General features: G+C 55.7%; 26 protein-coding genes. 13 read left to right on the top strand and 13 right to left on the bottom strand.

What is annotated here, in order from left to right:
• Positions 1-6: 6 nt before the first annotated feature.
• The 7 genes from cydB to ACMWKA_RS12250 form a co-directional block, all read right to left on the bottom strand.
• Complete coding sequence (gene cydB, locus ACMWKA_RS12280) at positions 7-1,017, bottom strand: cytochrome d ubiquinol oxidase subunit II (protein ID WP_045293996.1); 1,011 nt, start codon at positions 1,015-1,017, stop codon at positions 7-9.
• Positions 1,017-2,420 (bottom strand): cytochrome ubiquinol oxidase subunit I, encoded by a 1,404-nt coding sequence (locus tag ACMWKA_RS12275; RefSeq protein WP_013096665.1) that lies wholly within the window; start codon positions 2,418-2,420, stop codon positions 1,017-1,019. Before ACMWKA_RS12275 ends, cydB begins: the two co-directional genes overlap by 1 nt.
• A 67-nt stretch (positions 2,421-2,487) precedes the next feature.
• The gene (locus ACMWKA_RS12270) at positions 2,488-3,360 is read right to left on the bottom strand and encodes a manganese catalase family protein (RefSeq protein ID WP_020688584.1); all 873 of its coding nucleotides are present in this window, start codon (positions 3,358-3,360) and stop codon (positions 2,488-2,490) included.
• A gap of 15 nt (positions 3,361-3,375) precedes the next feature.
• A complete protein-coding gene (locus ACMWKA_RS12265; RefSeq protein WP_013096663.1) occupies positions 3,376-3,882 on the bottom strand; it encodes a ferritin-like domain-containing protein in 507 nt (168 codons plus the stop codon).
• A gap of 25 nt (positions 3,883-3,907) precedes the next feature.
• Positions 3,908-4,111: a hypothetical protein gene (locus tag ACMWKA_RS12260; RefSeq protein ID WP_013096662.1), complete on the bottom strand. Its 204-nt coding sequence runs from the start codon at positions 4,109-4,111 to the stop codon at positions 3,908-3,910.
• Between the two features lie 23 nt (positions 4,112-4,134).
• Positions 4,135-4,629 carry a ferritin-like domain-containing protein gene (locus tag ACMWKA_RS12255; protein WP_014831873.1) on the bottom strand — a complete coding sequence of 165 codons (495 nt, stop codon included), beginning with the start codon at positions 4,627-4,629 and terminating at the stop codon, positions 4,135-4,137.
• 89 nt (positions 4,630-4,718) lie between these two features.
• A complete protein-coding gene (locus ACMWKA_RS12250) occupies positions 4,719-4,904 on the bottom strand; it encodes a general stress protein (protein WP_004150795.1) in 186 nt (61 codons plus the stop codon).
• 528 nt (positions 4,905-5,432) lie between these two features.
• On the opposite strand from ACMWKA_RS12250, the gene ACMWKA_RS12245 reads away from it, so the two are divergent.
• Together ACMWKA_RS12245 and ACMWKA_RS12240 are read left to right on the top strand one after the other, a co-directional pair.
• Positions 5,433-6,776: a VOC family protein gene (locus ACMWKA_RS12245; protein ID WP_020688588.1), complete on the top strand. Its 1,344-nt coding sequence runs from the start codon at positions 5,433-5,435 to the stop codon at positions 6,774-6,776.
• A gap of 42 nt (positions 6,777-6,818) precedes the next feature.
• Positions 6,819-8,324 carry a carboxylesterase/lipase family protein gene (locus ACMWKA_RS12240; RefSeq protein ID WP_251109255.1) on the top strand — a complete coding sequence of 502 codons (1,506 nt, stop codon included), beginning with the start codon at positions 6,819-6,821 and terminating at the stop codon, positions 8,322-8,324.
• On the opposite strand, the gene ACMWKA_RS12235 is transcribed toward ACMWKA_RS12240, so the two are convergent.
• Positions 8,311-9,153, bottom strand: a complete 843-nt coding sequence (locus ACMWKA_RS12235; RefSeq protein ID WP_020688590.1) for a LysR family transcriptional regulator — start codon at positions 9,151-9,153, stop codon at positions 8,311-8,313. The two genes, ACMWKA_RS12240 and ACMWKA_RS12235, sit on opposite strands and share 14 nt — an antisense overlap.
• Positions 9,154-9,266: 113 nt before the next feature.
• Here ACMWKA_RS12235 and ACMWKA_RS12230 point away from each other — a divergent pair, with 113 nt between their 5' ends.
• From ACMWKA_RS12230 to rimL, 4 genes are all read left to right on the top strand, one after another.
• Entirely contained in the window at positions 9,267-10,436 is a 1,170-nt protein-coding gene (locus ACMWKA_RS12230) for a pyridoxal phosphate-dependent aminotransferase (RefSeq protein WP_040020829.1), read from the top strand.
• A 10-nt stretch (positions 10,437-10,446) separates the two neighbouring features.
• Positions 10,447-11,220, top strand: a complete 774-nt coding sequence (locus ACMWKA_RS12225; RefSeq protein WP_014831878.1) for an ABC transporter substrate-binding protein — start codon at positions 10,447-10,449, stop codon at positions 11,218-11,220.
• Between the two features lie 243 nt (positions 11,221-11,463).
• Complete coding sequence (locus ACMWKA_RS12220; protein WP_013096654.1) at positions 11,464-13,119, top strand: glucan biosynthesis protein D; 1,656 nt, start codon at positions 11,464-11,466, stop codon at positions 13,117-13,119.
• A gap of 45 nt (positions 13,120-13,164) precedes the next feature.
• Complete coding sequence (gene rimL / locus ACMWKA_RS12215; protein WP_047024790.1) at positions 13,165-13,713, top strand: 50S ribosomal protein L7/L12-serine acetyltransferase; 549 nt, start codon at positions 13,165-13,167, stop codon at positions 13,711-13,713.
• On the opposite strand, the gene ydcK is transcribed toward rimL, so the two are convergent.
• A complete protein-coding gene (gene ydcK / locus ACMWKA_RS12210; RefSeq protein WP_414760283.1) occupies positions 13,708-14,688 on the bottom strand; it encodes a YdcK family protein in 981 nt (326 codons plus the stop codon). The genes rimL and ydcK overlap by 6 nt on opposite strands.
• Positions 14,689-14,810: 122 nt before the next feature.
• Here ydcK and tehA point away from each other — a divergent pair, with 122 nt between their 5' ends.
• Together tehA and tehB are read left to right on the top strand one after the other, a co-directional pair.
• Complete coding sequence (tehA, locus tag ACMWKA_RS12205) at positions 14,811-15,812, top strand: dicarboxylate transporter/tellurite-resistance protein TehA (RefSeq protein WP_029883797.1); 1,002 nt, start codon at positions 14,811-14,813, stop codon at positions 15,810-15,812.
• The gene (gene tehB / locus ACMWKA_RS12200; protein WP_013096650.1) at positions 15,812-16,405 is read left to right on the top strand and encodes a tellurite resistance methyltransferase TehB; all 594 of its coding nucleotides are present in this window, start codon (positions 15,812-15,814) and stop codon (positions 16,403-16,405) included. Before tehA ends, tehB begins: the two co-directional genes overlap by 1 nt.
• Here the strand turns inward: tehB and pepT are convergent.
• The gene (gene pepT / locus ACMWKA_RS12195; RefSeq protein ID WP_414760282.1) at positions 16,402-17,631 is read right to left on the bottom strand and encodes a peptidase T; all 1,230 of its coding nucleotides are present in this window, start codon (positions 17,629-17,631) and stop codon (positions 16,402-16,404) included. The two genes, tehB and pepT, sit on opposite strands and share 4 nt — an antisense overlap.
• A gap of 110 nt (positions 17,632-17,741) precedes the next feature.
• Between pepT and ACMWKA_RS12190 the strand changes: the two genes are divergently transcribed.
• Positions 17,742-19,337 carry an ABC transporter substrate-binding protein gene (locus ACMWKA_RS12190; RefSeq protein WP_058678515.1) on the top strand — a complete coding sequence of 532 codons (1,596 nt, stop codon included), beginning with the start codon at positions 17,742-17,744 and terminating at the stop codon, positions 19,335-19,337.
• Between the two features lie 134 nt (positions 19,338-19,471).
• Positions 19,472-20,146, top strand: coding sequence for a DUF3313 domain-containing protein (locus tag ACMWKA_RS12185; protein WP_013096647.1), 675 nt, complete (start codon positions 19,472-19,474; stop codon positions 20,144-20,146).
• 32 nt (positions 20,147-20,178) lie between these two features.
• On the opposite strand, the gene ACMWKA_RS12180 is transcribed toward ACMWKA_RS12185, so the two are convergent.
• A complete protein-coding gene (locus tag ACMWKA_RS12180) occupies positions 20,179-21,075 on the bottom strand; it encodes a DMT family transporter (RefSeq protein ID WP_414760281.1) in 897 nt (298 codons plus the stop codon).
• Positions 21,076-21,250: 175 nt separating this feature from the next.
• Between ACMWKA_RS12180 and ACMWKA_RS12175 the strand changes: the two genes are divergently transcribed.
• Positions 21,251-22,123, top strand: a complete 873-nt coding sequence (locus ACMWKA_RS12175) for a helix-turn-helix domain-containing protein (protein WP_013096645.1) — start codon at positions 21,251-21,253, stop codon at positions 22,121-22,123.
• On the opposite strand, the gene ACMWKA_RS12170 is transcribed toward ACMWKA_RS12175, so the two are convergent.
• Positions 22,103-23,362 (bottom strand): benzoate/H(+) symporter BenE family transporter, encoded by a 1,260-nt coding sequence (locus ACMWKA_RS12170; RefSeq protein ID WP_414760294.1) that lies wholly within the window; start codon positions 23,360-23,362, stop codon positions 22,103-22,105. The two genes, ACMWKA_RS12175 and ACMWKA_RS12170, sit on opposite strands and share 21 nt — an antisense overlap.
• Here ACMWKA_RS12170 and ACMWKA_RS12165 point away from each other — a divergent pair.
• Both ACMWKA_RS12165 and ACMWKA_RS12160 read left to right on the top strand, forming a co-directional pair.
• A complete protein-coding gene (locus tag ACMWKA_RS12165; protein ID WP_038419400.1) occupies positions 23,361-23,888 on the top strand; it encodes a helix-turn-helix domain-containing protein in 528 nt (175 codons plus the stop codon). The genes ACMWKA_RS12170 and ACMWKA_RS12165 overlap by 2 nt on opposite strands.
• 80 nt (positions 23,889-23,968) lie before the next feature.
• Complete coding sequence (locus ACMWKA_RS12160) at positions 23,969-25,933, top strand: peptidase U32 family protein (RefSeq protein WP_129327401.1); 1,965 nt, start codon at positions 23,969-23,971, stop codon at positions 25,931-25,933.
• Here ACMWKA_RS12160 and ACMWKA_RS12155 read toward each other — a convergent pair whose 3' ends face one another.
• Positions 25,934-26,164: a DUF2554 family protein gene (locus ACMWKA_RS12155; protein WP_013096641.1), complete on the bottom strand. Its 231-nt coding sequence runs from the start codon at positions 26,162-26,164 to the stop codon at positions 25,934-25,936.
• Positions 26,165-26,381: the final 217 nt, after the last annotated feature.

The raw sequence follows: 26,381 nt of genomic DNA, 5'->3' as shown, positions 1-26,381 counted from the left end.
TGCACCTCAGTGGTAACCTTCTGTATCAGAAACTTTTCCCCGAAAGACGTAGTAACTCCAGGCGGTGTACACCAGGATCACCGGAATAATCAGTAACGTCCCCACCAGCATAAAGAGCTGACTGGCGGGCGGGGCCGCGGCATCCCACAGGCTAATGCGCGGCGGAATAATGTTCGGCCACAGGCTGATGCCCAGTCCGCTAAAACCGAGGAAGATAAGTCCAAGCGTCAACAGGAACGGACGCGCGTGGCTGGCCGGGTTGCGGGTCAAGCGCCAGATCCACAGGCTAAATATGCCCACCAGCAGAGGCACCGGCAGGAACCAGAAGAAGTTAGGCAGGGTAAACCAGCGCTCGGCCACGTACTGCCAGCCGAGTGGCGTCCAGATGCTCACCACCGCGATGACGACAATCAGCGCCAGCAGCACGTGGCGGGTCAACTCGCGCATGCGGTTTTGCAGTGCACCTTCGCTTTTCATGATAAGCCACGTGGTGCCCAGCAGCGTGTAGGCCACCACCAGCCCGATACCGCAGAAGAGGTTGAAGGGGGTCAGCCAGTCGAGGGCAGACCCCACGTAGCGTCGGCCTTCTACTTCAAAACCGTTGATCACCGCGCCGACCACCACGCCCTGGCTGAAGGTGGCGAGTAGCGAGCCTCCCGCAAAGGCGTAGTCCCAGAACTGGCGGTGAGAGGGCGTCGCTTTGAAGCGGAACTCAAAGGCGACACCGCGAAAGATAAGACCGATCAGCATGGCGGTAAGCGGAATGGTGAGCGCATCGATGATCACCGCATAGGCCAGCGGAAAGGCGCCAAACAGCCCTGCGCCGCCCAGCACCAGCCAGGTTTCGTTGCCGTCCCAGACGGGGGCCACGCTGTTCACCATCGCGTCGCGCTCTTTAGCATCGCCCACGAAGTTAAACAGCAGACCGATCCCCAAATCAAAGCCATCCATGATGATGTACATCAGGGTGGCGAAGACGATGATGGCAAACCAGATAACCGAGATATCGACGCCCATCAGATTCTCTCCTCTTCCGGAACAGACTCAGCGGCAGACAGCGGACGGGCGGGAGTGCCCGAGGTGTTCGAGGTTAGCGTGTCCACCGGCTGTGGTCCTTTCTTAATCAGACGCACAAGGTAGACATAGCCCACGCCAAACACCGAGCAATAAACGACGATGAAGGCCAGCAGGCTGATGCTCATCTGCAGCGTGCTATGCAGAGAGACCGCGTCGATGGTGCGCAGATAACCGTAGACCACCCACGGCTGGCGACCCACTTCGGTGGTTACCCAGCCAGCGAGCAGCGCCAGCAGACCGGCTGGCCCCATACAGAGGGCAAACCAGTGGAACGGGCGCGAGTGATACAGCCGGTGGCGATAGCGTAGCCACAGGCTCAGGACGCCGAGGGCGATCATCAACAGCCCCATGCCAACCATGATGCGGAACGACCAGAAGACAATGGTGGAATTAGGGCGATCTTCTTTCGGGAAATCTTTCAGCGCGGGGACCTGTTTATCCAGACTGTGGGTAAGGATCAGGCTGCCGAGAGCCGGGATCTCAAGCCCGTATTTGGTGCGCTCCTCCTCCATATCAGGCAGACCAAACAGCAGCAGCGGGGTGGCTTCCCCTGGCGGATTTTCCCAGTGCCCCTCGATGGCGGCGATTTTGGCAGGCTGATGCTCAAGCGTGTTCAGGCCATGCATATCCCCGACTACGGCCTGAATGGGGGCGACCAGCAGGGCCATCCACATGGCCATCGAGAACATTTTGCGAATGGCGGGCGTGTCGTTGCCGCGCAGCAGGTGCCAGGCCCCCGACGCGCCCACAAACAGCGCGCTGCACAGGAACGCGGCAATGGACATATGGATCAGCCGGTACGGGAAAGAGGGGTTGAAGATGACGGCCAGCCAGTCTTCAGGGATCACCTGGCCGTTCTCAATGGTGAAGCCCTGCGGGGTGTGCATCCAGCTGTTAGAGGCGAGGATCCAGAAGGTGGACATTAGCGTACCCAGCGCCACCATGCAGGTTGCGAAGAAGTGCAGTCCCGGTCCAACCTTGTTCCAGCCGAACAGCATTACGCCGAGGAAACCGGCCTCCAGGAAGAAAGCGGTTAATACCTCGTAGGTCAGCAATGGCCCGGTGATGCTGCCTGCAAACTGAGAGAACCCGCTCCAGTTGGTGCCGAACTGATAGGCCATGACCAGCCCGGACACAACCCCCATACCAAAGTTGACGGCAAATATTTTGAGCCAGAAATGGTACAGGGAGCGCCAGACGTCGTTTTTGGTACGCAGCCACATCCCTTCGAGCACCACCAGATAGCTGGCAAGCCCGATGGTGATCGCCGGGAAGAGAATATGAAACGAGACGGTAAAAGCGAACTGAATTCTCGCCAGATGAAATGCGTCGAGTTCGAACATGGTCCGTACCTCTGGAACGATGGGGCACGAGAATTACCAGGCAGCGGGAGCTGCCTGGCAAAACCGGTTACGGTTTTTTCTTACCGGCGCCTAGCTCGGCACCTGTTAACGGGTCGGCATTCGGATCGGATTTTGTGCGAGCAGACATCGCCTTGACGAGCGTAGCCTGTTCGGTCGAGAGCGTCACGCTTGCACTCCCGTCTCCACCGTCAACCGCAGGTTGGGGGGCCTCAACGTAGTCGAAATGCTTATCGCTGTTCCAGCTTCCGCGGACCTCGCCACCTTCAGACATATTGTAGTACTTGTTGGTGAATTCCTCGATTGGCGGCAATTTCCCCGGCGGGAAATTATTGCGAATAGACTGAAGCGCCTTCTCGAAGGAGAGCTGGTGCGCCGCCTCTCGCGTCATCAGAAACGCCAGTGCATCTTTCACCCCGGGATCGTCTGTCACGTTGATCAGACGCTCATAGATGATTTTTGCCCGCGCCTCTGCGGCCACGTTCGAGCGCAGATCCGCCGTGGGTTCACCAATGGTATCAACATAGGCCGCCGTCCAGGGCACACCCGCGGAGTTAGTGAGCGGGGTACCGCCGCCGTAGAGCAGGGAGGTGATATGGCTGTCGTTGCCGTTTTCGGTCATGGACCGGTATAGCTCGGCTTCGTTCTCTACCCCTTCCGCCAGCGCGCCTTTGGCCCCTTTATTCAGCATGCCGACCAGCGTCCCGATGATTTCGAGGTGGCTCAACTCTTCGGTCGCGATATCCATCAGCATATCTTTACGGCCAGGATCGTCATCACTCAGGCCCTGGGTGAAGTAGCGGCAGGCGGCCGCCAGTTCACCCTGCGGCCCGCCAAATTGTTCCAGCAGAAGATTGGCGAGGCCGGGATTCGGTTCAGCAACGCGAACCGTGTATTGCAGCTGTTTGACGTGTCGAAACATACACTCTCCTGTGGTTTATTTTTTCGCTTCGACACCTGATGCATCAGAACGCAGCAGGAACTGTTCCGTCGTTTGCGGAATATGACGAATTAGCCAGTCGGCCATCTCGCGCTCTTCGGCGAGAATGGTTTCAATGGCGGGTACAGAGGCGGTGTCGCCCGCTTTTTTGGCCGCGGCCAGCAGGGAGGTGTAGCAGGCAATTTCGAACTGTTCGAAAACATAGCCGCTGATGGAGCCTTTAACAATCTCATCGGACGGGAACATGCCGCCGATGGACTGGCCGAGCGCAGCCATTTTGCTCATTGAGTCTTTTAAAACCGAACGAGAAATATCATTACGATCGAGGATTTCCTCCAGCAATGTGATTTGCCGTTTTGTCTCATTAAGGTGCTGCTCAATACGGGCGCGAACATCAGGATAATTTTCAATACGGCTGGCCATCGATTCCAGCATTGATTCGGCTTGCTTTTCCATTGCATGGGCATCGCGTAGCCAGTCATGGTAGTGTTCTACGTGATTCATATTTCGTTCCTCATTATAGGTTCGCTTATTTGGTCTCACTTTCAGCAGCCTGATCGGCACGTGCGGCACTGTAGCCAGATAAATGGCCGACAATATTGGCGTAAATACTGATGATAATGACCCATAGTACGCTATTCTTCCACCATATTACGGAAGGGATAGCAAGAATGAACCATATTATAGCTGCCGTTAAATGGCACCGTTTAATTGTCCTGGGACTGATGCTCATTATATTTAACCTGTGTTATAGCGTCATTTTTGCGCTTTTTGGTTAATATTTCCTACGGCCAGGTCGGTGAGTTTAAGATCGGTTTCTTTTTCTTCTTCCAGTGTTTCGGCAAGAAGTTTAACGGCTTTTTTATAGCCAAGTTGTTCTGCTAATGTGGCAAGGGTACCGTAACTGGCAATTTCGTAATGTTCCACTTTTTGCGCTGCAGCAATTAATGCAGCATCACGGACTTCATTCTTTTCTGTGCTTTCGATGACCTCATTGGCCTCTTCAATTAAGCCTTCCATTGCCACACATTTCATTCGCTTAAGCTTAATACCGTCTTCCTGTTCGATGATCTGGTCGATACGCTCAATCTGACCCTGCGTCTCCTCAAGGTGGGCTGTGAAGGCCGCGCTGAGCTTTTCACTGGAGGCGGCACGGGCGAGTTTGCTCAGGGCTCGGGTAAGCTGTTTTTCCGCGCTGTAGGTATCGGACAGTAGATGAATAAAAACATCCTCGATACTTTTCATATTCATATATTTTGCTCCGGTTAAAACGTTAAGGGAACTGCGAGCCTTTCGGCCCGCAGCATGCTCTCTGGTATTACTGAGACAGCTTAATAAAATCAGGAGTTATCAGATTTACGGCCTCCGCCGTGACTATTCTGACCCCCTTTCTTACCTGCTTCAGATGCGCGTTGCGGATCGTTTTTGAAATTACCGCCGCTGTGCTGGCCGCCTTTACGCCCAGCTTCTGATGCTTTTTCACGGTCTTCAGCGAAATTACCGGAACCACCACGATGCTCTGCCATATTAAACCTCATAGTCATATATTGGTTATGTCAGTACGATACAGAAATATTCCGTATCACTCGTCGTTCGAGTAATAACTTTAGACGCTGTGCGGCATGCGTCAAATGCGTTTCGCCATTCACGGTTGCGTTATTTAAAAATATTGGTGGGTTTACGCTTCGTTTGGCGAAAAAATATGGATGAGTGGGAAGGACTTGTAAAAAAATGCTCGGATTAATCCTAAGTTGCCGCTAAAAACCTGAAAGGTGAGGATAAAAATTGTAGCGCCACAATTTCGTTCAATTTTTAGCCGGGATGGCCTCCAAAATTACTCCTTTATAGCTAGAAAACAGAATAATCATTAATTATAAGGAAACTCCTGCACGACGGGCCGGGGGGAAAGGAAGGGGGCCTGGTACGGCCGCGACAGGTTCGGGCAGCACACGGTTTGACCACTGTCGTCGTAAGATCACAAATCGTAAATTCTTCCCCCCGGAAGGAACGGGTTTCTCTACACTCCAGGTAATATTCACTGGAGGCATGACACCATGGCGAACACCATCACGGCTGATGATATTCGGGAACATTTTTCGCAGGCTATGTCGGCGATGTACCAGCAGGAAGTTCCGCAGTACGGCACCTTGCTTGAGCTGGTCGCGGACGTAAACCTGGCGGTTCTGGAAAACAATCCACTCTTACATGAACAACTGGCGAATGCAGATGAGCTGGCGCGCCTGAATGTGGAGCGTCACGGGGCTATCCGCGTGGGCACCGCAAAAGAGCTTTCTACCTTACGTCGTATGTTTGCCATCATGGGCATGTACCCGGTCAGCTACTATGATCTCTCTCAGGCGGGCGTTCCGGTTCACTCGACGGCATTTCGCCCGGTAGATGATGCGGCGCTGTGCCGTAACCCGTTTCGTATCTTTACCTCACTGCTGCGCCTTGAGTTGATTGAGAACGTTGCCCTGCGCGAGCGGGCGGCGGAGATCCTCTCTCACCGCAACATCTTTACGCCGCGCTGCCTGGCGCTCATCGAACTGCATGAAAAAGAAGGGGCGTTCACCGAGGCGCAGGCGCGGGAGTTTGTTCAGGAAGCGTTAGAAACCTTCCGCTGGCACCGTCATGCGACGGTCGATCAGGAGACCTATCTGGCGCTGCATAATGAGCATCGCCTGATTGCGGATGTGGTCTGTTTCCCGGGATGCCACATCAACCACCTTACGCCACGCACGCTGGATATTGACCGGGTGCAGGAGCTGATGCCGAAGTACGGCATTGAACCCAAAATTCTGATTGAAGGGCCGCCGCGCCGCGAGGTGCCGGTGTTATTGCGTCAGACCAGCTTCAAGGCGCTGGAAGAGCCGGTGCTGTTTGCCGGGGAACATAAAGGCACCCATACCGCGCGCTTTGGTGAAATTGAGCAGCGCGGGGTGGCGTTGACGCCGAAAGGTCGCGAGCTTTATGACAGTTTGCTCGCCGAGTCCGGCACCGGCAAAGACAACCTGACCCATCAGCTTCATCTGCGTGAAGTGTTCAGCGCCTTCCCGGACAGCGAGCTGATGATGCGCCGACAGGAGCTGGCGTATTTCCGCTATCGCCTGACGCCAGCGGGTGAAGCGCATCGTCATGCGTTTCGTCCGGGCGACGATCCGCAGCCGTTAATTGAACGCGGGTGGGTGGTTGCCCAGCCGATCACCTACGAAGATTTCCTGCCGGTCAGCGCCGCAGGGATTTTCCAGTCCAATCTCGGGAATGAAACCCAGGCGCGCAGCCACGGTAACGCCAGCCGGGATGCCTTCGAAGCGGCGCTGGGCTGCCCGGTCTATGACGAGTTCGCACTGTACGAGGAGGCGGAAACCCGCAGCAAACAGCGTTGCGGTTTGCTCTGAAATCGTTACTCTTCAGGGGTGTGATGGAAAAAGAAGGTAGTTATGCAATATCCCTCCGCCCCTGTGGTTGAAACGCGCTACGGCGCACTGGCTGGTTTTACGGATAATACTGTTCAGGCGTGGTACGGCATTCCCTACGCCGCACCGCCCGTTGGCAACTGGCGCTGGCGCTCACCGCGACCGCCCGAACGCTGGGATGGGGTTCGCACGGCAACGGCGTTTTCCGCCTCAAGCTGGCAAAGCAGCGAATATTGCCAGGAGCTGGGCGGCGGGGATCCCGGACAGTTTTCAGAGGATTGTCTTTATCTTAACGTGTGGTCGCCCGTTGACCGCGTTGAGCCGCTGCCGGTGATGGTCTGGCTGCACGGTGGTGGGTTCACGCTCGGCGCGGGTGGGTTACCGCCCTATAACGGCAGGGCGCTGGCGGAACGCGGCGTGGTGGTGGTCACCCTCAATTACCGTCTTGGTCATCTCGGCTTTTTCGCCCATCCTGCGCTGGAGGGGGAAGAAGATCGCGTGGTGCACAATTTTGCCCTGCTGGATCAGATCGCCGCTCTCGAATGGGTGCGGGACAATATCGCCGCCTTTGGCGGCAATCCCGAAAACGTCACGCTGTTTGGTGAATCAGCTGGCGCACGCAGCGTGTTGTCGCTGCTGGCCTCGCCGCTGGCGAAAGGGTTATTTCATAAAGCGATTGTGCAAAGTGGCTATACCTTGCCGGATACCCCGCGCGAGCAGGCCCTGCGAAAAGGGGAAGCGCTGGCCGCGCATTTTGGGCTGGAGAACGCGACAGCGGAGCAGCTGCGCGCTATTCCACCTGAGTCGTTCTGGCCGTTAACGGCACCGCTGAATATCGCCCCGGCGCCTGTCGCCGGAGATTGTGTGCTGCCGGAGGCAATGCTGGATGTTTTCTTCGCCGCCCGTCAGCAGCCTGTCCCCATCATGATTGGCTCCAACAGCGACGAGGCGAGCGTAATGGCGGTGTTTGGCATCGATCTCGCCGGACAAATTCAGAAGCTCCGCCGGGAGCGGCGCTTTGGTCTGGGGCTGATCAAGCTGCTCTATCCGGGCGTGAAAGGCGATGAAGAGCTGGGAAGGCAGGTGTGCCGGGATATGGCGTTCACCACCATGGGCTATGTGGTGATGCAGGCCCAGCAGCGCGTCGGCGAGCCGTGCTGGCGCTACTGGTTTGACTATGTGGCCGAAGCGGAGCACGCCACCTATATCAACGGTGCCTGGCACGGCAACGAGGTGCCGTATGTGTTTGATACGCTCGGAGAGGTGGAACCTTCACGGCAGTATGTGAACGCGCGTGATTTACAGTTCGCCGCCCACGTGGCCGACTACTGGGTGAGTTTTGCCCGCGATGCCGGGCATCGTGACAGCCTGCCAGGGCCGACGCACTGGCCAGCCTGCCGTAAAGGGCGTGACGTCCTGTTACGCATTGGTGTGAATAAGCATGCAGGTTTTAAGCTTGAAAACCGCTTTATGCGCGCCCGCATGAGCCTCTTTAAACGGGTGATGAAGCACCACGTTAACCTCGATTAAGCAAACAGGCACGAAATGCGGCCAGGCCGTTTTCCGTGCCTGGCGCTTCGCGCAGCACCAGCCGGTAGCTCGCACCGGTTTTGATACTGGTCGCAAAAGGCCGCACCAGCCTTCCTGCGCGGATGTCCTCTTCCACCAGCGTTTCATCGGCGATGGCGACGCCCAGCCCCTGAATGGCCGCCGTAATGGCGAGATCCATCGTGTCGAAGTGTTGATTTTTGTGCATAACAACGCCCGGCTCATCCTGTTTCGCCAGCCACAGTGACCAGTCGGTTTTATCCCGTGTCGGGTGAAGAAAGGTCAATGAACCCAGTCCGGTCCCCGCCCGCAGCGGGCTGAGCACCGGAGTTAACGCCTCTTCGAACAGCAGATCGCCCGCGCTCATGTGCGTGCCAAACACGATGGCGGCGTCGTAGGATTCGGTTTTAAAGTTGACGTTATGATCGGTGGTGGTGGTCAACGCGATTTGCAGATCGGGCTGTTCGCGCTCTACCTCCAGCAGGCGCGGCACCAGCCAGCGCATGGCGCAGGTGGGCGCTTTCAGCCGGATCACCGTATGCTGGGTGCGGGCCCGATCGGCCACGTTCAGCATCTGTTCGAAAGCGGATTGTAGCTCCGGCAGCAGGGCGCTACCCTGGGAAGAGAGGCGCAACCCGCGCGCGTGGCGCTCAAACAGCGGAAAGCCAAACCACGCTTCCAGAGCGGCGATTTTACGGCTCACGGCCCCCTGAGTCAGACAAAGCTCTCTGGCGGCATGGGTGAGATTCAGGTGACGCGCGGTCACCAGGAAGGCGTCGATGGCATTGAGCGGGAGCGAACGGCGCGACATAAAAACACCTCAGCTATGCATTTTTCTCATGGCTATTATGACAACAATTCGATTGTCCCGGCAACGGCGTTGTTGTTTGAATAGTTATGCAATCCCCATGAGAAGGATAAATGATGACCCTGAAGACCGCGGTACAAACCCGTTCCAAATTACCGGATGTGGGTACCACCATTTTTACCGTAATCGGCCAGCTTTCTGCTCAGCACAACGCCATCAATCTTTCTCAGGGCGCACCGAATTTTTCCTGCGACCCGAAACTGATTGCGGGCGTAACCCGCGCAATGGAGGCAGGGCATAACCAGTATGCCGCGATGACCGGCCTGCAGCCTTTGAAAGAGCGTATCGCGGAGAAAATTGCCACCCTTTACGGTACCACGTATGACCCGGGGCGCGAGGTGCTGGTTACCGCCAGTGCCAGCCAGGGGCTCTATTCCGCCATCAGCGGGCTGGTGCATCCGGGCGATGAGGTGATCTACTTCGAACCGTCATTTGATAGCTACGCGCCGATTGTTCGCCTTCAGGGCGCCACCCCGGTCGCCATCAAACTCACGGTGCCGGATTTTGCCGTGAACTGGGATGAGGTCCGCGCGGCCATCACCCCCAAAACGCGCATGATCATCATCAATACGCCACATAATCCAAGCGGGCAGGTGTTCTCCGCGAATGACCTGCAGCAGCTGGTGGCCGTGACGCGTAATACCGATATCATTATTTTGTCTGACGAAGTGTACGAGCACGTCGTTTTTGACGATGAGCCGCACCACGGTATGGCCACACACCCGCAGCTGGCGGAGCGTAGCGTCATTATCTCTTCCTTCGGAAAAACCTATCACGTTACCGGATGGCGCGTGGGGTACTGTGTTGCACCGGCGGCACTGATGGAAGAGATTTGTAAAGTGCATCAATTTTTGATGTTTTCTGCCGATACGCCAATGCAGCATGCGTTTGCCGAACATATGACCGATCCGCAAACCTGGCTGTCGCTGGCGACGTTTTATCAGCGCAAGCGCGATCTGCTGCAAACTCTGCTGGCTGAGTCGCCGTTTAAACTGCTGCCGAGCGCGGGCTCGTTCTTCCTGCTGGCGGATTACAGCCCATTCAGCGACGAGCCCGACAGCGAGATGGTGAAACGGCTGATCGTTGAGTGCGGTGTCGCGACCATTCCACTATCCGCTTTCTATACGGATGGTACGGACAATAAATTGATTCGTCTCTCTTTTGCCAAAGATGAGGCGACGTTACGGGCAGGTGCCCAGGCCCTGTGTCGGGTTAAACCACGCTAAGGAGTTTGAGATGAAATTACGCGCGTTAGTTGTCGGCATGGGACTGCTGTGTACGTTTTCGTCATTCGCGGCCACCGAACTGCGGTACGGACTGGAAGCGGAATATCCACCGTTTGAGAGCCGCAATGCCTCCGGCGAGCTGGAAGGGTTTGACGTTGAATTGGGGAATGCCATTTGCAAAGCCGCAGCGCTGAAATGCACCTGGGTGGAAACATCCTTTGATGCGTTGATTCCGGGACTGGTGGCGAAGAAATTTGATGCCATCAACTCGGCGATGAACATCACCGAACAGCGGCGCAAAAGTATCGATTTTACCCAACCTATCTACCGCATCCCCTCGCAGTTAGTCGGCAAGGCCGGAACCGCAGTAGAGGCGACACCTGAAGGGCTGAAGGGCAAAACCATTGGCGTGTTGCAGGGTTCCATTCAGGAAACCTATGCCAAAGAGCACTGGGAAAAGCAGGGTGTCACGGTAGTGTCGTATAAAGATCAGAATATGGCGTGGGGCGATTTGCTGAATGGCCGCATCGACGCCTCGCTGGTGATGTCCGCGGCCGGGCAGGCAGGGTTCCTGAGCAAGCCGCAGGGGAAAGGGTTTGGCTTTATCGGCAAACCGGTGTCTGACGACACCATCCTCGGCAGCGGGATCGGCTTTGGGCTGCGCAAAGGGGATGAGGCCACCAAAAAGCAGCTTGATGCCGCGATTGATAAAGTTCGTGCCGACGGCACGATCGCAAAACTCGCTGATAAGTACTTCCCGGGTATCGATGTCAGCGTAAAATAACCACCTCATTTCGCCCCGGTTGTCGATGTCGCACCGGGGCATTTTTCTTCACACTTTCCAGGCTTTCTTTACACCACTTTCGGGCCGTTCTGGTCGACAGAAAATATTTCTCACTTTGCTCATATAATCACCGGCCAACAATTGGATTCTTAACCGTTTTTGTTTAGGCTGTGCGTTCTTTCTTGCCGTCATTTCGCCGAGCGCGAAACACATTCACACGACCATAAGGACGTTTTTCCAGGCATGAATCGCAGACGTTTTTTACAAGGTTCGCTGGCAATGGCAGCCCTGAGCGGCACTTCTGGCCTTGCTTCACTGTTCTCCAGAGCGGCCTATGCCGCTGACTCTGACATCGCCGATGGCCAGAGCCGTCGTTTTGACTTCTCCGTACTGCAATCCATGGCCCATGACCTGGCGAAAACCCCGTGGGGTGGTGCGCCGCGTCCGCTGCCGGAAACGCTGGCAACCATGACGCCGCAGGCCTATAACGCCATCCGGTACGATGAAAAGCAGTCCCTGTGGAATAACATTGAAGGCCGTCAGCTTGACGTGCAGTTCTTCCACATGGGGATGGGCTTCCGCCGCCGCGTGCGGATGTTCTCCCTGGACCAGTCGACCTCTCAGGCGCGTGAGATCCACTTCCGCCCGGAGCTCTTCAGCTACGGGGATACCGGGGTAGATACCAAACAGCTGGAAGGGCAGAGCGACCTCGGTTTTGCCGGCTTCCGCGCCTTCAAAGCGCCTGAGCTGGCGCGTCGCGATATTGTCTCTTTCCTCGGCGCGAGCTATTTCCGTGCGGTAGATGACACTTACCAGTACGGCCTGTCGGCGCGTGGTCTGGCGGTGGACACCTTTACCGACACGCCGGAAGAGTTTCCTGATTTCACGGCCTTCTGGTTTGAAACCGTCAAACCGGGCGACACCACCTTTACCGTCTATACGCTGCTGGACAGCCCAAGCATTACCGGTGCCTATAAGTTCGTGATCCACTGCGAGAAGAGCCAGGTGATCATGGAAGTAGAAAACCATCTCTATGCGCGTAAAGACATCAAACAGCTCGGTATCGCGCCGATGACCAGTATGTTCAGCTGCGGCAATAACGAGCGCCGTATGTGCGATACCATTCATCCGCAGATCCATGACTCTGACCGTCTGGCCATGTGGCGCGGTAACGGCGAGTGGATCTGCCGTCCGCTGAACAACCCGCAGAAATTGCAGTTCAATGCCTTTGTCGATAAAAACCCGAAAGGGTTTGGTTTGCTGCAGCTTGACCGGGATTTCTCCCACTATCAGGACGTGATGGGCTGGTATAACAAACGCCCAAGCCTGTGGGTGGAGCCGCGTAACGACTGGGGTAAAGGTGCGGTTGGCCTGATGGAGATCCCGACCACGGGTGAAACGCTGGATAACGTGGTTTGCTTCTGGCAGCCGGAAAAAGCGGTCAAAGCGGGCGATGAGCTGGACTTCAAATATCGCCTGTACTGGAGCGCCATGCCGCCGGTACGTTCCCCGCTGGCCAACGTCTTCGCGACGCGTACCGGTATGGGCGGCTTCCCGGAAGGCTGGGCGCCAGGTGAACACTACCCGAAAGTGTGGGCCCGCCGCTTCGCCATCGACTTTGTCGGCGGCGATCTGAAAGCGGCCGCGCCGAAGGGGATTGAGCCGGTGATCACGCTCTCCAGCGGTGAAGCGAAGCAGGTGGAAATCCTCTACGTTGAGCCGTTTGACGGATACCGCATTCTGTTTGACTGGTACCCAACGTCCGATTCGACGGAGCCGGTGGATATGCGCCTGTTCCTGCGCTGTCAGGGCGATGCCATCAGTGAAACCTGGCTGTATCAGTATTTCCCGCCAGCGCCGGACAAACGTAATTACGTTGACGACCGGGTCATGCGTTAACGATCGATTCCCTCTCCCTTCGGGAGAGGGTTAAGGTGAGGGGCAATGACCGCAGCAAAATTCGAAATTATCCCGGTATCAGACGCTATCGAACTTCGCGCCGTCGAAGAGCGCTACACCGCCGATCTGCACTACCTCGTTGTCAAAAACCGCACCTTTCTGCAAACCGCGTTTGATTGGGCGCAGCACGTGGGAACGGAAGAAGACACCCGACGTAACGTGCAAAGCAACCAGATGCTACATCAGCGCGGCTACGCGAAAATGTTTCTTATTTTTCAGGCGGACGAACTGGTGGGCGTGCTGTCGTTCAATTCCATTGAGCCGGTTAATAAAACGGGCTACATCGGCTACTGGCTCGATGAAGCGCATCAGGGGAAGGGGATCCTCTCCTGCGCCTTGCAGGCATTTATGCGCTACTACGTTGAGCGGGGCGAGATCCGCCGTTTTGTGATCAAGTGCCGGGTGGCGAATCAGAACAGCAACAACGTTGCGCGTCGCAACGGCTTTACCCTGGAAGGGTGCCTGCGGGAAGCGGAATACCTCAATGGCCGTTATGACGATGTGAACCTTTACGGCAGAGTTTTCCCCCTATAGCGCGCCCAGCAGGGGCGTGCGGGTGATTCGACTCTCGCCGTTAACTACTTTTTCGCCGCGCAGATGAATGCTGTCGCCGTCGAAAGCCTCAATGACGGCATCGTCGGTGATTTCAACGTGGTGCTCAATCAGTACGTCGCCGCTGATCCGCGCCCGTCCCTGAATCACGACCTTATCATCAATCATGATCGGCCCCCCGCGTAGCCACGCCTGACCGCCAATCAGCACGTGGTGCTTAATTACGCAGTTGCCTTCCACCACCGCATTCTCAGCCACCTGAGAGCTGTAGCGCACGGTAGGGATGGCATCGTCGTCGAATCCGGCAATCAGGCGCGCGTTGCCGTACACTTTTGCGCAGTCGCAGACCCAGACGTTATTGATATCGTTCCCTTCAAGAATCGCCTTGTCGAACACCTCGGCACGGTGCTCGATAAACGCATAATTGACGATGGCCTCGCCGTAGATTTGCGCCTGATGCACCACGCGCGACTGGCTGACGGTCGCGTTGTCGTAGATTTTAAGGATCTGCTCCTGGTCTGGGGTTAAGCCTTTGGCGGCGATAATCATGCTGTTATGCAGCACCCGGGCATCACCAAAAATATGGCATTCCCCCCGTACGGTGGAGTTTTGAATGGTGACGTTGTCACTTATTCGCGCCCCATGGCTCACGTTTGCCCCGTCCAGCCAGCTGTTGCCGCTAACATGGGCATGGTCGCTGACGACGCACGGCAGGGTCAGACGGGCATTACCGGAGACGGTCGCACCGGCGAAGACCACGCTGTTTTCGTCGTAGATCCAGCAGTTCCCCTCCTGAGACAAGGTGCGTTCATCCTCAATCCAGCCGCCTTTCGTCCCGGCGGCGACGTCATTAAAATCTGTCGTGGCGATAATCTGCTTTAACGTAGCCGAGTGGGGCGTTTCGCCGTTTTTCCAGTGCCAGAGCCGGGTTTCATCGCTGAGCCGATACTTTTTCATCGTGTTATCCCTGGTGAGCGTCTTCACTAAACGTAGCAAACTTTCAGCTTTGCGTTGTGCTGGCATCCGAGGCGGAAACACCTTAAAATGGCATTTCAAATACATTTTAAAATTTAAAATTAATGAATAAAAATGACGAAACCCGGCAGGTACTTAACCTGCCCGCAGGTTATTTTGGCATGGTCCTTGGCATTATCGGCATGGGGTTCGCCTGGCGATACGCCAGCACCCTCTGGCCGGTTACGCGCTGGCCGGGTGAGGGGTTGGTTGCCCTTGCGGTGGTATGTTGGTTTTTACTGACGGTGGCGTTTATTACGCGCGCGGTGCGTTTCCCGCGTAGCGTGCTGGCGGAAATGCGACACCCGGTAATGAGCAGCTTTGTCAGCCTTTTTCCGGCCACCACGATGCTGGTTGCCATTGGGTTTGTCCCCTGGTACCGCCCGGTTTCGCTGGTGTTATTTGCCGTGGGCGTGGTGGTGCAGCTTGCCTATTCCGCCTGGCAAAGCGCCGGGCTATGGCGCGGTAACCATCCTCAGGAGGCGACAACGCCGGGGTTATATCTGCCTACGGTGGCAAACAATTTTATCAGCGCGATGGCGTGTGGTGCGCTGGGGTTTAACGATGCAGGGTTAGTCTTCCTCGGCGCAGGTGTCTTTTCCTGGCTCAGCCTGGAACCGGTTATTCTCCAGCGCCTTCGCAGCGCGGGTGAACTGCCCACCGCACTGCGTACGTCGCTGGGTATTCAACTGGCCCCGGCGCTGGTGGCCTGCAGCGCATGGATTAGCGTCAACGGCGGGGAAGCCGATACCTTTGCCAAAATGCTGTTCGGTTATGGCCTGTTGCAACTGCTGTTTATGTTGCGTCTGTTGCCGTGGTATATGTCTCAGCCGTTTAACGCATCGTTCTGGAGCTTCTCGTTTGGCGTGTCGGCACTGGCAACCACCGGTCTGCATCTGGGGCACAGCAGCGCGTCAGGCTTTTTCCACGCCATTGCCGTGCCGCTCTTTATCTTCACTAACTTCATCATTGGGATGCTGTTGGTTCGTACATTCATCCTGCTGATACAGGGCAAACTTCTGGTGCGCACTGAGAAAGCACGGCTTATGCAATCTGAGGAACAATAATGGCTGTCGACGAAAACTACTTCACCGAGAAATATGGACTCACCCGTACCCATTCAGAGGTGCTGTACAGCGCAGAGATCGTTAAGCCCGGTAAAACGCTCGATCTCGGCTGCGGCAATGGCCGCAACAGCCTCTATCTGGCCGCTAACGGTTACGATGTGACGGCGTGGGATAAAAACCCCATGAGCATCGATAACATCGAACGCATTAAAGCGGCGGAAGGGATAGCAAACCTACAGACGGCGATCAAAGACCTGAACAGCCTGAGCTTTGACGGGGAATACGATTTCATTCTCTCCACCGTGGTGCTGATGTTCCTTGAAGCGAAAACCATCCCTGGTTTGATCGCCAATATGCAGCGCTGCACGAAACCGGGCGGTTACAACCTGATTGTGGCCGCCATGGATACTGCGGATTATCCTTGTACCGTCGGCTTCCCGTTTGCATTCAAAACTGGCGAACTGAGCCACTATTACGAAGGCTGGGATCTGCTTAAGTACAACGAAGATCCCGGCGAACTGCATCGCACCGACGAGAACGGCAACCGCATCAAATTGCGCTTCGCGACCCTGCTGGCACGTAAACCCGCTTAACGGGCGGCCAGCAGACAGAGTTGCAGGGCTGTGTGGTAAGAGGCCTCGAACGACGACAGCGGCAGAAACTCAAACCGTGAGTGGAAATTGTGCGCGCCGGTGAAGAAGTTCGGGGTTAACAACCCTTTGGCTGAAAGCGCCGCGCCGTCTGTTCCGCCGCGCATCGGGGTGGGTTTGGGGGTGATGCCAAGGGATTCCATTGCCGCAAACATCAGGTCAATGGCCCGGCGATCTTCCCCAATCGCATTGCTGATATTGCTGTAGGTATCCTCAATCTGGTACTCCACCTTTGCGGTGGGGTGTCGGGCGGCAATCAGCGCCGCGACGTCGGCAATCTGCCGCTTACGGGCGGTAAAGCTTGCCTGATCGAAGTCGCGGATATTCGCTCTCAGTATGGCCTCGTTTTGCCCGGCCTGAATGCCGTTGAACCAGATATAGCCCTCACGCCCCTCGGTGCACTCCGGGGTTTGCTGGCGGTCAAAATGGTTAATAAAATCCGTCGCCATCAGCAGCGGGTTCACCAGCACGCCTTTGGCAGACATGGGGTGCGCGGTGACGCCGGTAAAACGGATTTCTGCCGCCGCCGCGTTAAAGTTTTCATAGACAATTTCGCCCAGCTCACAGCAGTCAATCGTCCAGGCAAAATCAACGTCGAAGCGCTTCAGATCCAGCGCTTTTGCCCCCTTCAGGCCAATCTCCTCATCCGGCACAAACGCAACCACGATATCCCCATGCTGATGCGCCGACGTCAGGTTTTCCAGCAGGGTCATCACCACAGTCACGGCGGCTTTATTATCTGCGCCTAATACGCTGGTTCCATCGCTGAAAATAATCTCTTCGCCGGGATAGGCCAGAATTTCCGGGTGCTCGTTGACGCGAAGCCAGATCTCTTTCTCTTTATTCAGACAGAGGTCTTCACCATTAAAGGTTAATATTTGTGGATGAATATCCGGTGATAATCCCACGTCAACGGTATCAATATGGGTAATAAATCCAATCCGCGGCGCGCCGGGCACATTGCCTTTTTTTACCGCGGTGACCGTGGCAAATTCATCGATGACAATGTCGTCTAAGCCCAGCTGTGTCAACTCTTTGGCCAGTTCTCGCGCCATCTCATGCTGGCCCGGAGTGGAAGGGAGAGTGCTGACTTTTGCATCGCTCTGGCTGGTGATGGCGAGATAACGGAAAAAGCGTTGCGTTAATTGTCTGGAAAGCGGCGAGCCCATAGTGTTTTCTTCCTTATTTATTTTTCGGGTGTTTGCTCCCTCACTTTAATGTTATTTATGAAATGGCAAAAGAATTAATTAGCCGTCGAATTAAAAGACAGGAATAAATGATGAAAAGCAAACTCACAACATTAACCCTGGCACTCGCCGCGCTCACGGTCAGTTCCACCGTAGCCGCGAAAACGCTGGTGTATTGCTCCGAAGGGTCTCCGGAAAATTTTAATCCTCAGTTATATACCTCGGGTACCAGCGTGGACGCCAGCGCGGTGCCGGTCTATAACCGGCTGGTCGATTTCAAACCTGGCACCACGGAGCTGGTGCCGAGCCTCGCGGAGCGCTGGGAGGTGAGCGAAGACGGCAAGGTCTATACCTTCCATCTGCGCAAAGGGGTGAAATTCCAGAGCAATAAGTCCTTTACGCCAACGCGCGACTTTAATGCCGATGATGTGATTTTCTCGTTTATGCGCCAGAAGGATGTTAATCATCCGTACCATAACGTCTCTAACGGCAGCTATTCCAACTTTGAAAGTCTGGAGTTTGGCAGTTTAATCACCGCGATTGATAAAGTGGATGACCATACCGTGCGCTTTACCCTGGCGCACCCGGAAGCGCCATTTGTCGCCGATCTGGCGTGGTATTTTGCCTCCATTCTTTCGGCGGAATATGCCGACGCGATGCTCAAGGCGGGCACGCCGGAGAAGGTGGACATGGAGCCCATCGGCACCGGCCCCTTTAAGCTGGCGCAATACCAGAAAGACTCCCGCATCCTGTTCACCGCCTTCCCGGACTACTGGCAGGGGAAATCGAAGCTGGATCGGCTGGTGTTTACCATTACGCCGGATGCGTCGGTCCGTTTTGCCAAAATCGAGAAAAACGAATGTCAGGTGATGCCGTTCCCGAACCCGGCCGATCTGCCGCGGATGAAGGCGAACAAGGATATCAATCTCATGAGCAAGGCGGGGCTGAATACCGGCTTCCTGGCGTTCAATACCCAGAAGCCTCCGCTGGATAATGTGAAAGTGCGCCAGGCGCTGGCGATGGCCATCAACAAACCGGCCATTATTGACGCCGTGTTCCACGGCACTGGCACGGCGGCGAAGAACCTGCTGCCGCCGGGGGTATGGGGGGCCGACAGCGAGCTGAAGGATTACGAATACGATCCCGAAAAAGCCAAAGCGCTGTTAAAAGAGGCCGGTTTTGCCAACGGTATCAGCATCGATTTATGGGCGATGCCGGTGCAGCGCCCCTATAACCCGAATGCGAAACGCATGGCGGAGATGATTCAGGCGGACTGGGCGAAGGTGGGCGTACAGACCAAAATCGTTACCTACGAATGGGGCGAGTACCTGAAGCGAGTGAAGGGCGGCGAACATCAGGCCGCGCTGATGGGCTGGACCACGGCGACCGGCGATCCGGACAACTTCTTTGGTCCGCTCTTTACCTGCACCTCGGCGAACGGCGGTTCAAACTCGGCCAAATGGTGCTACAAGCCGTTTGATGACATCATCGCCGAGGCAAAATCGATAACCGATCATGACAAACGCGTGGCGCTGTATAAACAGGCTCAGCAGATGATGCACGATCAGATGCCCGCGGTGATGATCGCGCATTCCACGATTTTTGAACCGGTCCGTAAGGAAGTCACGGGGTACGAAATCGACCCGTTTGGCAAACATATCTTCTGGCAGGTTGATATCAAACCATGATTTTTCACTGCCCGTCGTCTGGCGGGCAGACTTTTCGCAAATTGTGCTCCCGGCATCATTTTTTGTCACAACAAACCCGCCTGACTTTTGCTATAACTTCAAATGCATACTTGCAGATAACATGGAAAACCATCATGCGTACTCACACTTTTTTTAAAGTTGCAGTGCTTTCTGGTCTGTTGGCGCTGGCGGGGTGTTCATCCAAGGTCGCCGCGCCTGAACAATACTCCGGCTTTTTGAAAGATTACTCAGGCTTGCAGCAAACGACATCCGCAACGGGTAAACCAACCCTGCGTTGGGTCGATCCTTCTTATAACGAAGCAAATTACGACAGTATCATCTGGACGCCGATTACCTATTATCCGGCACCTAAACCGACCACCCAGATTGGTCAACGTACGCTTGATGAGCTGTTAAATTACACCAATAACAAAATGAAAACCGCGATTGGCCAACGCAAGCCAATTGTGACGACGCCGGGCAAACACAGCCTGATTTTCCGCGGGGCGATCACCGGGGTGAGCTCGCAGAAAGAAGGTCTGCAGTTCTATGAAGTGGTGCCTGTTGCGCTGGTGGTGGCAGGTACGCAGATGGCAACCGGCCATCGCACCATGGATACCCATCTCTTTTTCGAGGGTGAGTTGATTGATGCGGCGACGAACAAACCGGTAATCAAGGTTGTTCGTAAAGGTGAAGGTAAAGAGCTGAACAACGAAAATTCACCAATGACCTTCGCGACGCTGAAGCAGGTTGTTGATGACATGGCGACGGACGCCACCATGTTTGATGTGCATAAAACAGCGAAATAATCATGTACGGCCTGCAAGCGTAGGCCGTTTTTTTATGCCGTACGCAGGCGTCTGAACCAGATTTCCGGTCTGGTAAACATCACCATATTCCCGCCCAGAATCAGCAGTAACCCGATAATGCCGTTAATGTGCCAGACGTAGCCTTCATACACCGTGGAGATGGACAGCGCCACCAGCGGGAAGAGCAGCGTACTGTAGGCCGCTTTGCCCGGACCAATGCGTCCGACCAGGGTGAAGTAGGCGCCAAAGGCAATCACCGAGCCAAACAGGGCCAGATAGACCAGCGCCCCCATGTAGCTCATCGTCCATTGCGGCGCGAAGCTGTCGCCTCTGAACAGCGCGATGCAGCCTATCACCAGCGTGCCGTAGAGCATCGCCCACGCATTGGTGGTCATCGTCTCTAGCCCTCTGCGCTGATGCCGCATGCTGATCATGTTGCCCAGCGAGAAGCCGTAGGTCCCGAGTGCGGAAAGGCCAATGCCCGTCAGCAGCGATACGCTCCAGCCGCTGGCCAGCAGATCGTCCCAGAAGAGGGTGATGATCCCCACCAGACCCAGGGCGGCGGCTGTCCAGAAACGCGTGGGTGGACGCTGTCCGAAGAAAATAAAACTGTTGATGGCGTTATAGAGCACCGCCATGGAAAATATCACCGACTCCAGGCCAGTGTTAATATGCGCCGCTGCTGTGTAAAAGCACCAGAAGTTGAAGCAAAACACGCAGCATCCTTGCAGCACGCAGAACAGATGATCCCGCAGCGCCAGTTTACGCAGGCGGCCAAGCGCCAGGAGCACCACCATCATCGTGGCGCTGGCCAGCGCAAAACGCCAGAAAATGGACACCGGGGCCGCCACAGGACCCTGCTGCAGGAAAATTGCAATCCAGGTGGTTCCCCAGATAACCACCACCAGTCCGTATAACAATGCGTTCATATTGTCTCTCTTCTCAAACCACGGAAACCCACAGTATGGCGACGAGGGCGTTGGCAGGCTTTCACCGTCCTGCGGCGGACTTGCAAAATCTTGCGCTTTTTTCTGTTCCGGGGTCTGGCAACGTGAAGCAACAATTCTTAGACTGACATTCTGATTCACAGACGCGCTAACGGTTATGTCACACGCTTACGATACCTTTGAAACGCTACGCCAACAGAACGCCGTGCTGCGGGAAACCGTTGCGCTCAATTCCGGTATCCAGCTGGCGGCGTGGTACAACAAGCGCGACACGATCACTGTAAAAAGTAATCATCACACCCTGAGCCTGTACGTGGCGGACGGTTATGAGAGCTATCAAAAAACGCCGGGCGGCTGGAAAAACGGCGGCGGGCCGGATCGTTTTTGTCTGATGCCGAAAGAGAGTGAATCGACGTGGGATATTCGCGATGACCTGTCGTTTGTCCACCTCTACTGCACCGATGACCATCTGCGCGATGTGGGTGAAAAAATCTGGGACAAACGCCCGCTGTCGTTGACGCTGGATGAAAAAATCTTTGGCAGCGATGCAAAAATCACTGCGCTCTATCGTCAGTTTTTGCTCGGCTGTGACTGGCAGCAAAAAGCCAACCAGCTGACGCTCAGCACGGCCTCGACGCTGCTGCTGACCCATCTGCTGCAGAACTATTCGAATGTGCAGTGGAAACTGCCGGTGGTCACCGGCGGGCTATCGCCGTTTGTACTGCGCAACGTGCTGGCCTTTATCGAAGAGAACCTTGCTCAGCCGCTCACGCTGGCTGAACTGGCGGCGCAGGCCGCGCTCAGTGAGTACCATTTTGCCCGCATGTTCCGCCAGTCGACGGGGCTGGCACCGCACCAGTACGTGATGCAGCGCCGCATGGAGAAAGCCAAAACGCTGGTGCAGCATACGGCGACGCCGCTGACGGATATTGCACTCGCCTGTGGATTTAACTCCGCCAGCCACTTCAGCAACCGCTTTCGCAGCGTTATGGGGATGACGCCTTCACAGCTACGCGCGGCGAAGGCGTGATAAAACGGCGAAGCACACGCCTCCCAGCACCAGCCCCCAGAATGCAGAGCCAATCCCGAGCAGCGTCACGCCGCTGGCGGTCATCAGAAACGTGACAATAGCCGCGTCACGCTCCGTTTCGTTATGCAATGCCTGATACAAACTCCCGCTGATGGTGCCCAGCAGCGCCAGGCCTGCCAGCGTCTGGATCCAGCTCGGCGGCAGGGCCGCCATCAGCCCGGTAAGGGATCCCCCGAATACGCCCGCCAGCAGGTAAAAACCGCCTGCCGCCATCGCTGCCAGCCAGCGTTTACTGGCATCCGGATGCGCATCCGGGCTCTGGCAAATGGCTGCGGTAATGGCTGCAATGCAGATGGAGTAGACGCCGAAGGGCGAAAGCAGCAGCGCCAGCCCACCGGTTGCGATCATCAGCGGAGATACCGCCAGCGGATAACCCGACGCTTTCATCGTGGCGACACCGGGCGCATTTTGCGACGCCATGGTCACGAGGAAAAAGGGCAAGCCGATACTGACCAGGCTGGTGAGGCTAAACGCCGGTGCAATAAACTGTGGCATGACGAGGGAAAGGGTGAGTCGGTTTGTGACAACGTCACCGCCCGCCCAGGCCACCACGCTCCCTGTTATCAGAGTCGCCACAATGGCGTAGCGTGGCGCCAGCGCTTTGGCGACCAGCCATGTCGCAATCATGCTGCCGCAGAGCAGAAAATGGCCGTCGAGGTGACTGAACGTCTGCAGGCCAAAGCGCAGCAGTACGCCTGCCAGCATCGCGGCGGCAAGCGAATGGGGAATGAGTTTCATCAGGCGGGCGAAGAGTCCGGTCAGGCCGCAGAGTAAGATCAGCCCATTGGCGAAAATGAAAATGCCGATGGTTTCTGCAAGCGTTATCCCGTGCAGACTGGTAGCCAGTAGCGCCGCGCCGGGGGTTGACCAGGCGGTTAGCACCGGGGCTTTATACCACCATGACAGGGCGAGCGTACTGATCCCCATGCCGAACCCCAGTGCGGTCATCCAGCCGGCGATCTGCTGTGGGCTGGCGCCTGCCGCGGCAGCAGCCTGCCAGATGATGGCGGCCGAGCTGGCATAACCGACCAGAACGGCAACAAATCCGGCAAGAATGGCGGGAAAAAGAGGGGCTGACTGGCGCATAATATCTCCGTTGTGCGTTATAACGTCCGCAATAAGGTAGCACTGTGCGTTATAGCGTACAAGTGGTATGCTTACCCCCTCGGGAGGAAACATGGAAATCACACAACATCTTGCTACAACACTCAAGACGCAGCGCCAGGCGCGCGGCTGGAGCCTGTCAAAGCTGGCAGAAGAGACGGGGGTGTCAAAAGCCATGCTGGGACAGATCGAGCGTAATGAATCCAGCCCAACGGTGTCGACGCTGTGGAAAATTGCCACGGGGCTAAACGTCCCGTTCTCGGCGTTTATCACGCCGGAGGCAGACCGGCAGGCGGTGTTCGACCCGCAGCAGCAGGCGATGGTGGTGAAACCGCTGTTCCCGTGGGATGAGACGCTGAAGTTCGATCATTTCTCCATCACCCTGGCGCCCGGCGCCCTGAGTGAATCCACGCCGCACGAGGCGGGGGTGATTGAACACGTGGTGGTAATAAGCGGTGAACTGGAGATGAAAATTGACGGCGAATGGCGAACCCTTTACCCCGATCAGGGCGTGCGTTTTGCCGGGGATAAACCGCATGCCTACCGCAACAGCAGCAGCCGACCGGTGCATTTTCACTCCCTGATTCATTATCCCCGCTAAAGGCTCGCAAAACTGTTTCGCTGATGCATACTTCTGACTACAATAGCCGCCATTTTGACCATAACGGATAACGACGAAGTATGCGCCTGCAATCCCATCATCTTGAACTATTAAGCCCGGCCCGCGATGCCGCCATCGCCCGTGAAGCGATCCTTCATGGGGCTGATGCCGTCTACATTGGCGGTCCTGGCTTCGGTGCCCGCCATAACGCCAGCAACAGCCTGAGCGATATTGCCGAGCTGGTGCCGTTCGCCCACCGTTTTGGGGCGAAAGTGTTCGTGACCCTGAACACCATACTGCATGATGATGAACTGGAGCCTGCGCAACGTCTGATCACCGATCTCTACCAGACCGGCGTGGATGCCCTGATTGTTCAGGACATGGGCGTGCTGGAGCTGGATATTCCGCCAATTGAACTGCACGCCAGTACCCAGTGCGATATTCGCACCGTCGAGAAGGCGAAGTTTCTCTCCGATGCGGGCTTTTCCCAGATCGTGCTGGCGCGCGAGCTGAACCTGAATCAAATCCGCGATATTCACCAGGCGACGGATGCCACCATTGAGTTCTTTATCCACGGTGCGCTGTGCGTGGCATATTCCGGGCAGTGCAATATCTCCCACGCACAGACTGGCCGCAGCGCCAACCGCGGTGACTGCTCTCAGGCCTGCCGTCTGCCGTATACCCTGAAAGACGATCAGGGCCGCGTGGTCGCCTTCGAAAAACACCTGCTGTCCATGAAGGACAACGATCAAACCGCCAACCTGGGCGCGCTGATTGATGCCGGTGTGCGTTCCTTCAAGATTGAAGGGCGCTACAAAGACATGAGCTACGTGAAGAACATTACCGCCCATTATCGTCAGATGCTGGACGCCATTATTGAAGATCGCGGTGACCTGGCGCGCGCGTCTGCCGGTCGCACCGAGCATTTCTTTATTCCGTCGACGGATAAAACCTTCCACCGCGGCAGCACGGACTACTTCGTCAATGCCCGTAAAGGCGATATTGGCGCGTTTGATTCACCGAAGTTTATCGGTTTACCGGTGGGTGAAGTGCTGAAGGTCGCCAAAGATTATCTCGACGTGTCGGCGACCGAACCGCTGGCGAACGGGGATGGTCTGAACGTGATGATCAAACGTGAAGTCGTGGGCTTCCGTGCTAATACGGTGGAAAAGACTGGTGAAAACCGCTATCGCGTCTGGCCAAACGAGATGCCTGCCGATCTCTATAAAGCACGTCCTAACGCCGCGCTGAACCGTAACCTTGACCACAACTGGCAGCAGGCGCTGCTGAAAACCTCCAGCGAGCGTCGCATTGCGGTGGATATCGAGTTAGGTGGCTGGGAAGAGCAGCTTATCCTGACCATGACCTGTGAAGACGGCATCAGCGTCACGCATACCCTCGACGGTCTGTTTGAGGTGGCGAACAATGCAGAAAAAGCCCTCAACAGCCTGAAGGATGGCGTGGCGAAGCTGGGACAGACCATTTACTATGCGCGCAACATTGCGGTAAATCTGCCGGATGCGCTGTTCGTGCCAAATAGTCTGCTGAACCAGTTCCGCCGGGAAACGGCAGAGATGCTGGATGACGCGCGACTGGCGAATTATCCCCGCGGCAGCCGCAAGGCGGAAACCGTGCCAGCGCCCGTTTACCCCGAGTCGCATTTATCGTTCCTGGCGAACGTGTATAACCATAAAGCGCGCGAGTTTTATCATCGCCACGGCGTGCAGTTAATTGATGCTGCCTATGAGGCGCACGAAGAGAAGGGTGATGTGCCGGTGATGATCACCAAACATTGTCTGCGTTTTGCCTTTAATCTTTGCCCGAAACAGGCGAAAGGCAATATTAAGAGCTGGAAAGCTACGCCAATGCAGCTGGTGAATGGCGACGAGGTGCTGACCCTCAAATTTGATTGTCGTCCGTGTGAAATGCACGTTATTGGCAAAATGAAAAACCATATTTTCAAAATGCCGCTACCGGGCAGTATTGTTGCCTCCGTGAGCCCCGACGAGCTGATGAAAACCCTGCCGAAACGTAAGGGTAATTAATTAACGAAAGTGAGTACCCGGTTTGCGCGATTTTTGCCACAGGTGATGTTCGCGCAAACCCTCTGCTGATTCCTCCGCTGCGCTGCGTAATTCATCACTGTCTGCCTCGTGCCGGAGTTGATGATCAACATTCTTAACCCACAAATATTCATGGCCTTTGTGTCCTGCCATCAGCTGGCCGGAAAACAGGGCGCAGACCAGCATCATAAGCGTTAACCCCTTTTTGAACATGGACTTCCCCTTCAATAAAAATGCCACGCTAGCATGAACGTAGTTTCGTAGGGTTATTATTGGCATTTTCAAATTAGCGCAAAGAATATGTCATGTTGCGCGAACAGGATATATTTTGCGCGTAGTGAGATTTATCCTAAAAAAGAATTATCTTTGTCATACCCTAAAATTTGGTATCAAAATATGGCAGAGGTTTAAGGATTAATCTTATATAATA

It is taken from the genome of Enterobacter sp. 03-F-07-AD-ECC (genome assembly GCF_047530935.1).
Taxonomy (GTDB): domain Bacteria; phylum Pseudomonadota; class Gammaproteobacteria; order Enterobacterales; family Enterobacteriaceae; genus Enterobacter; species Enterobacter cloacae.
The sequence above is the reverse complement of the archived record's forward strand: the minus strand, read 5'-3'. Positions and strand labels throughout refer to the sequence as shown.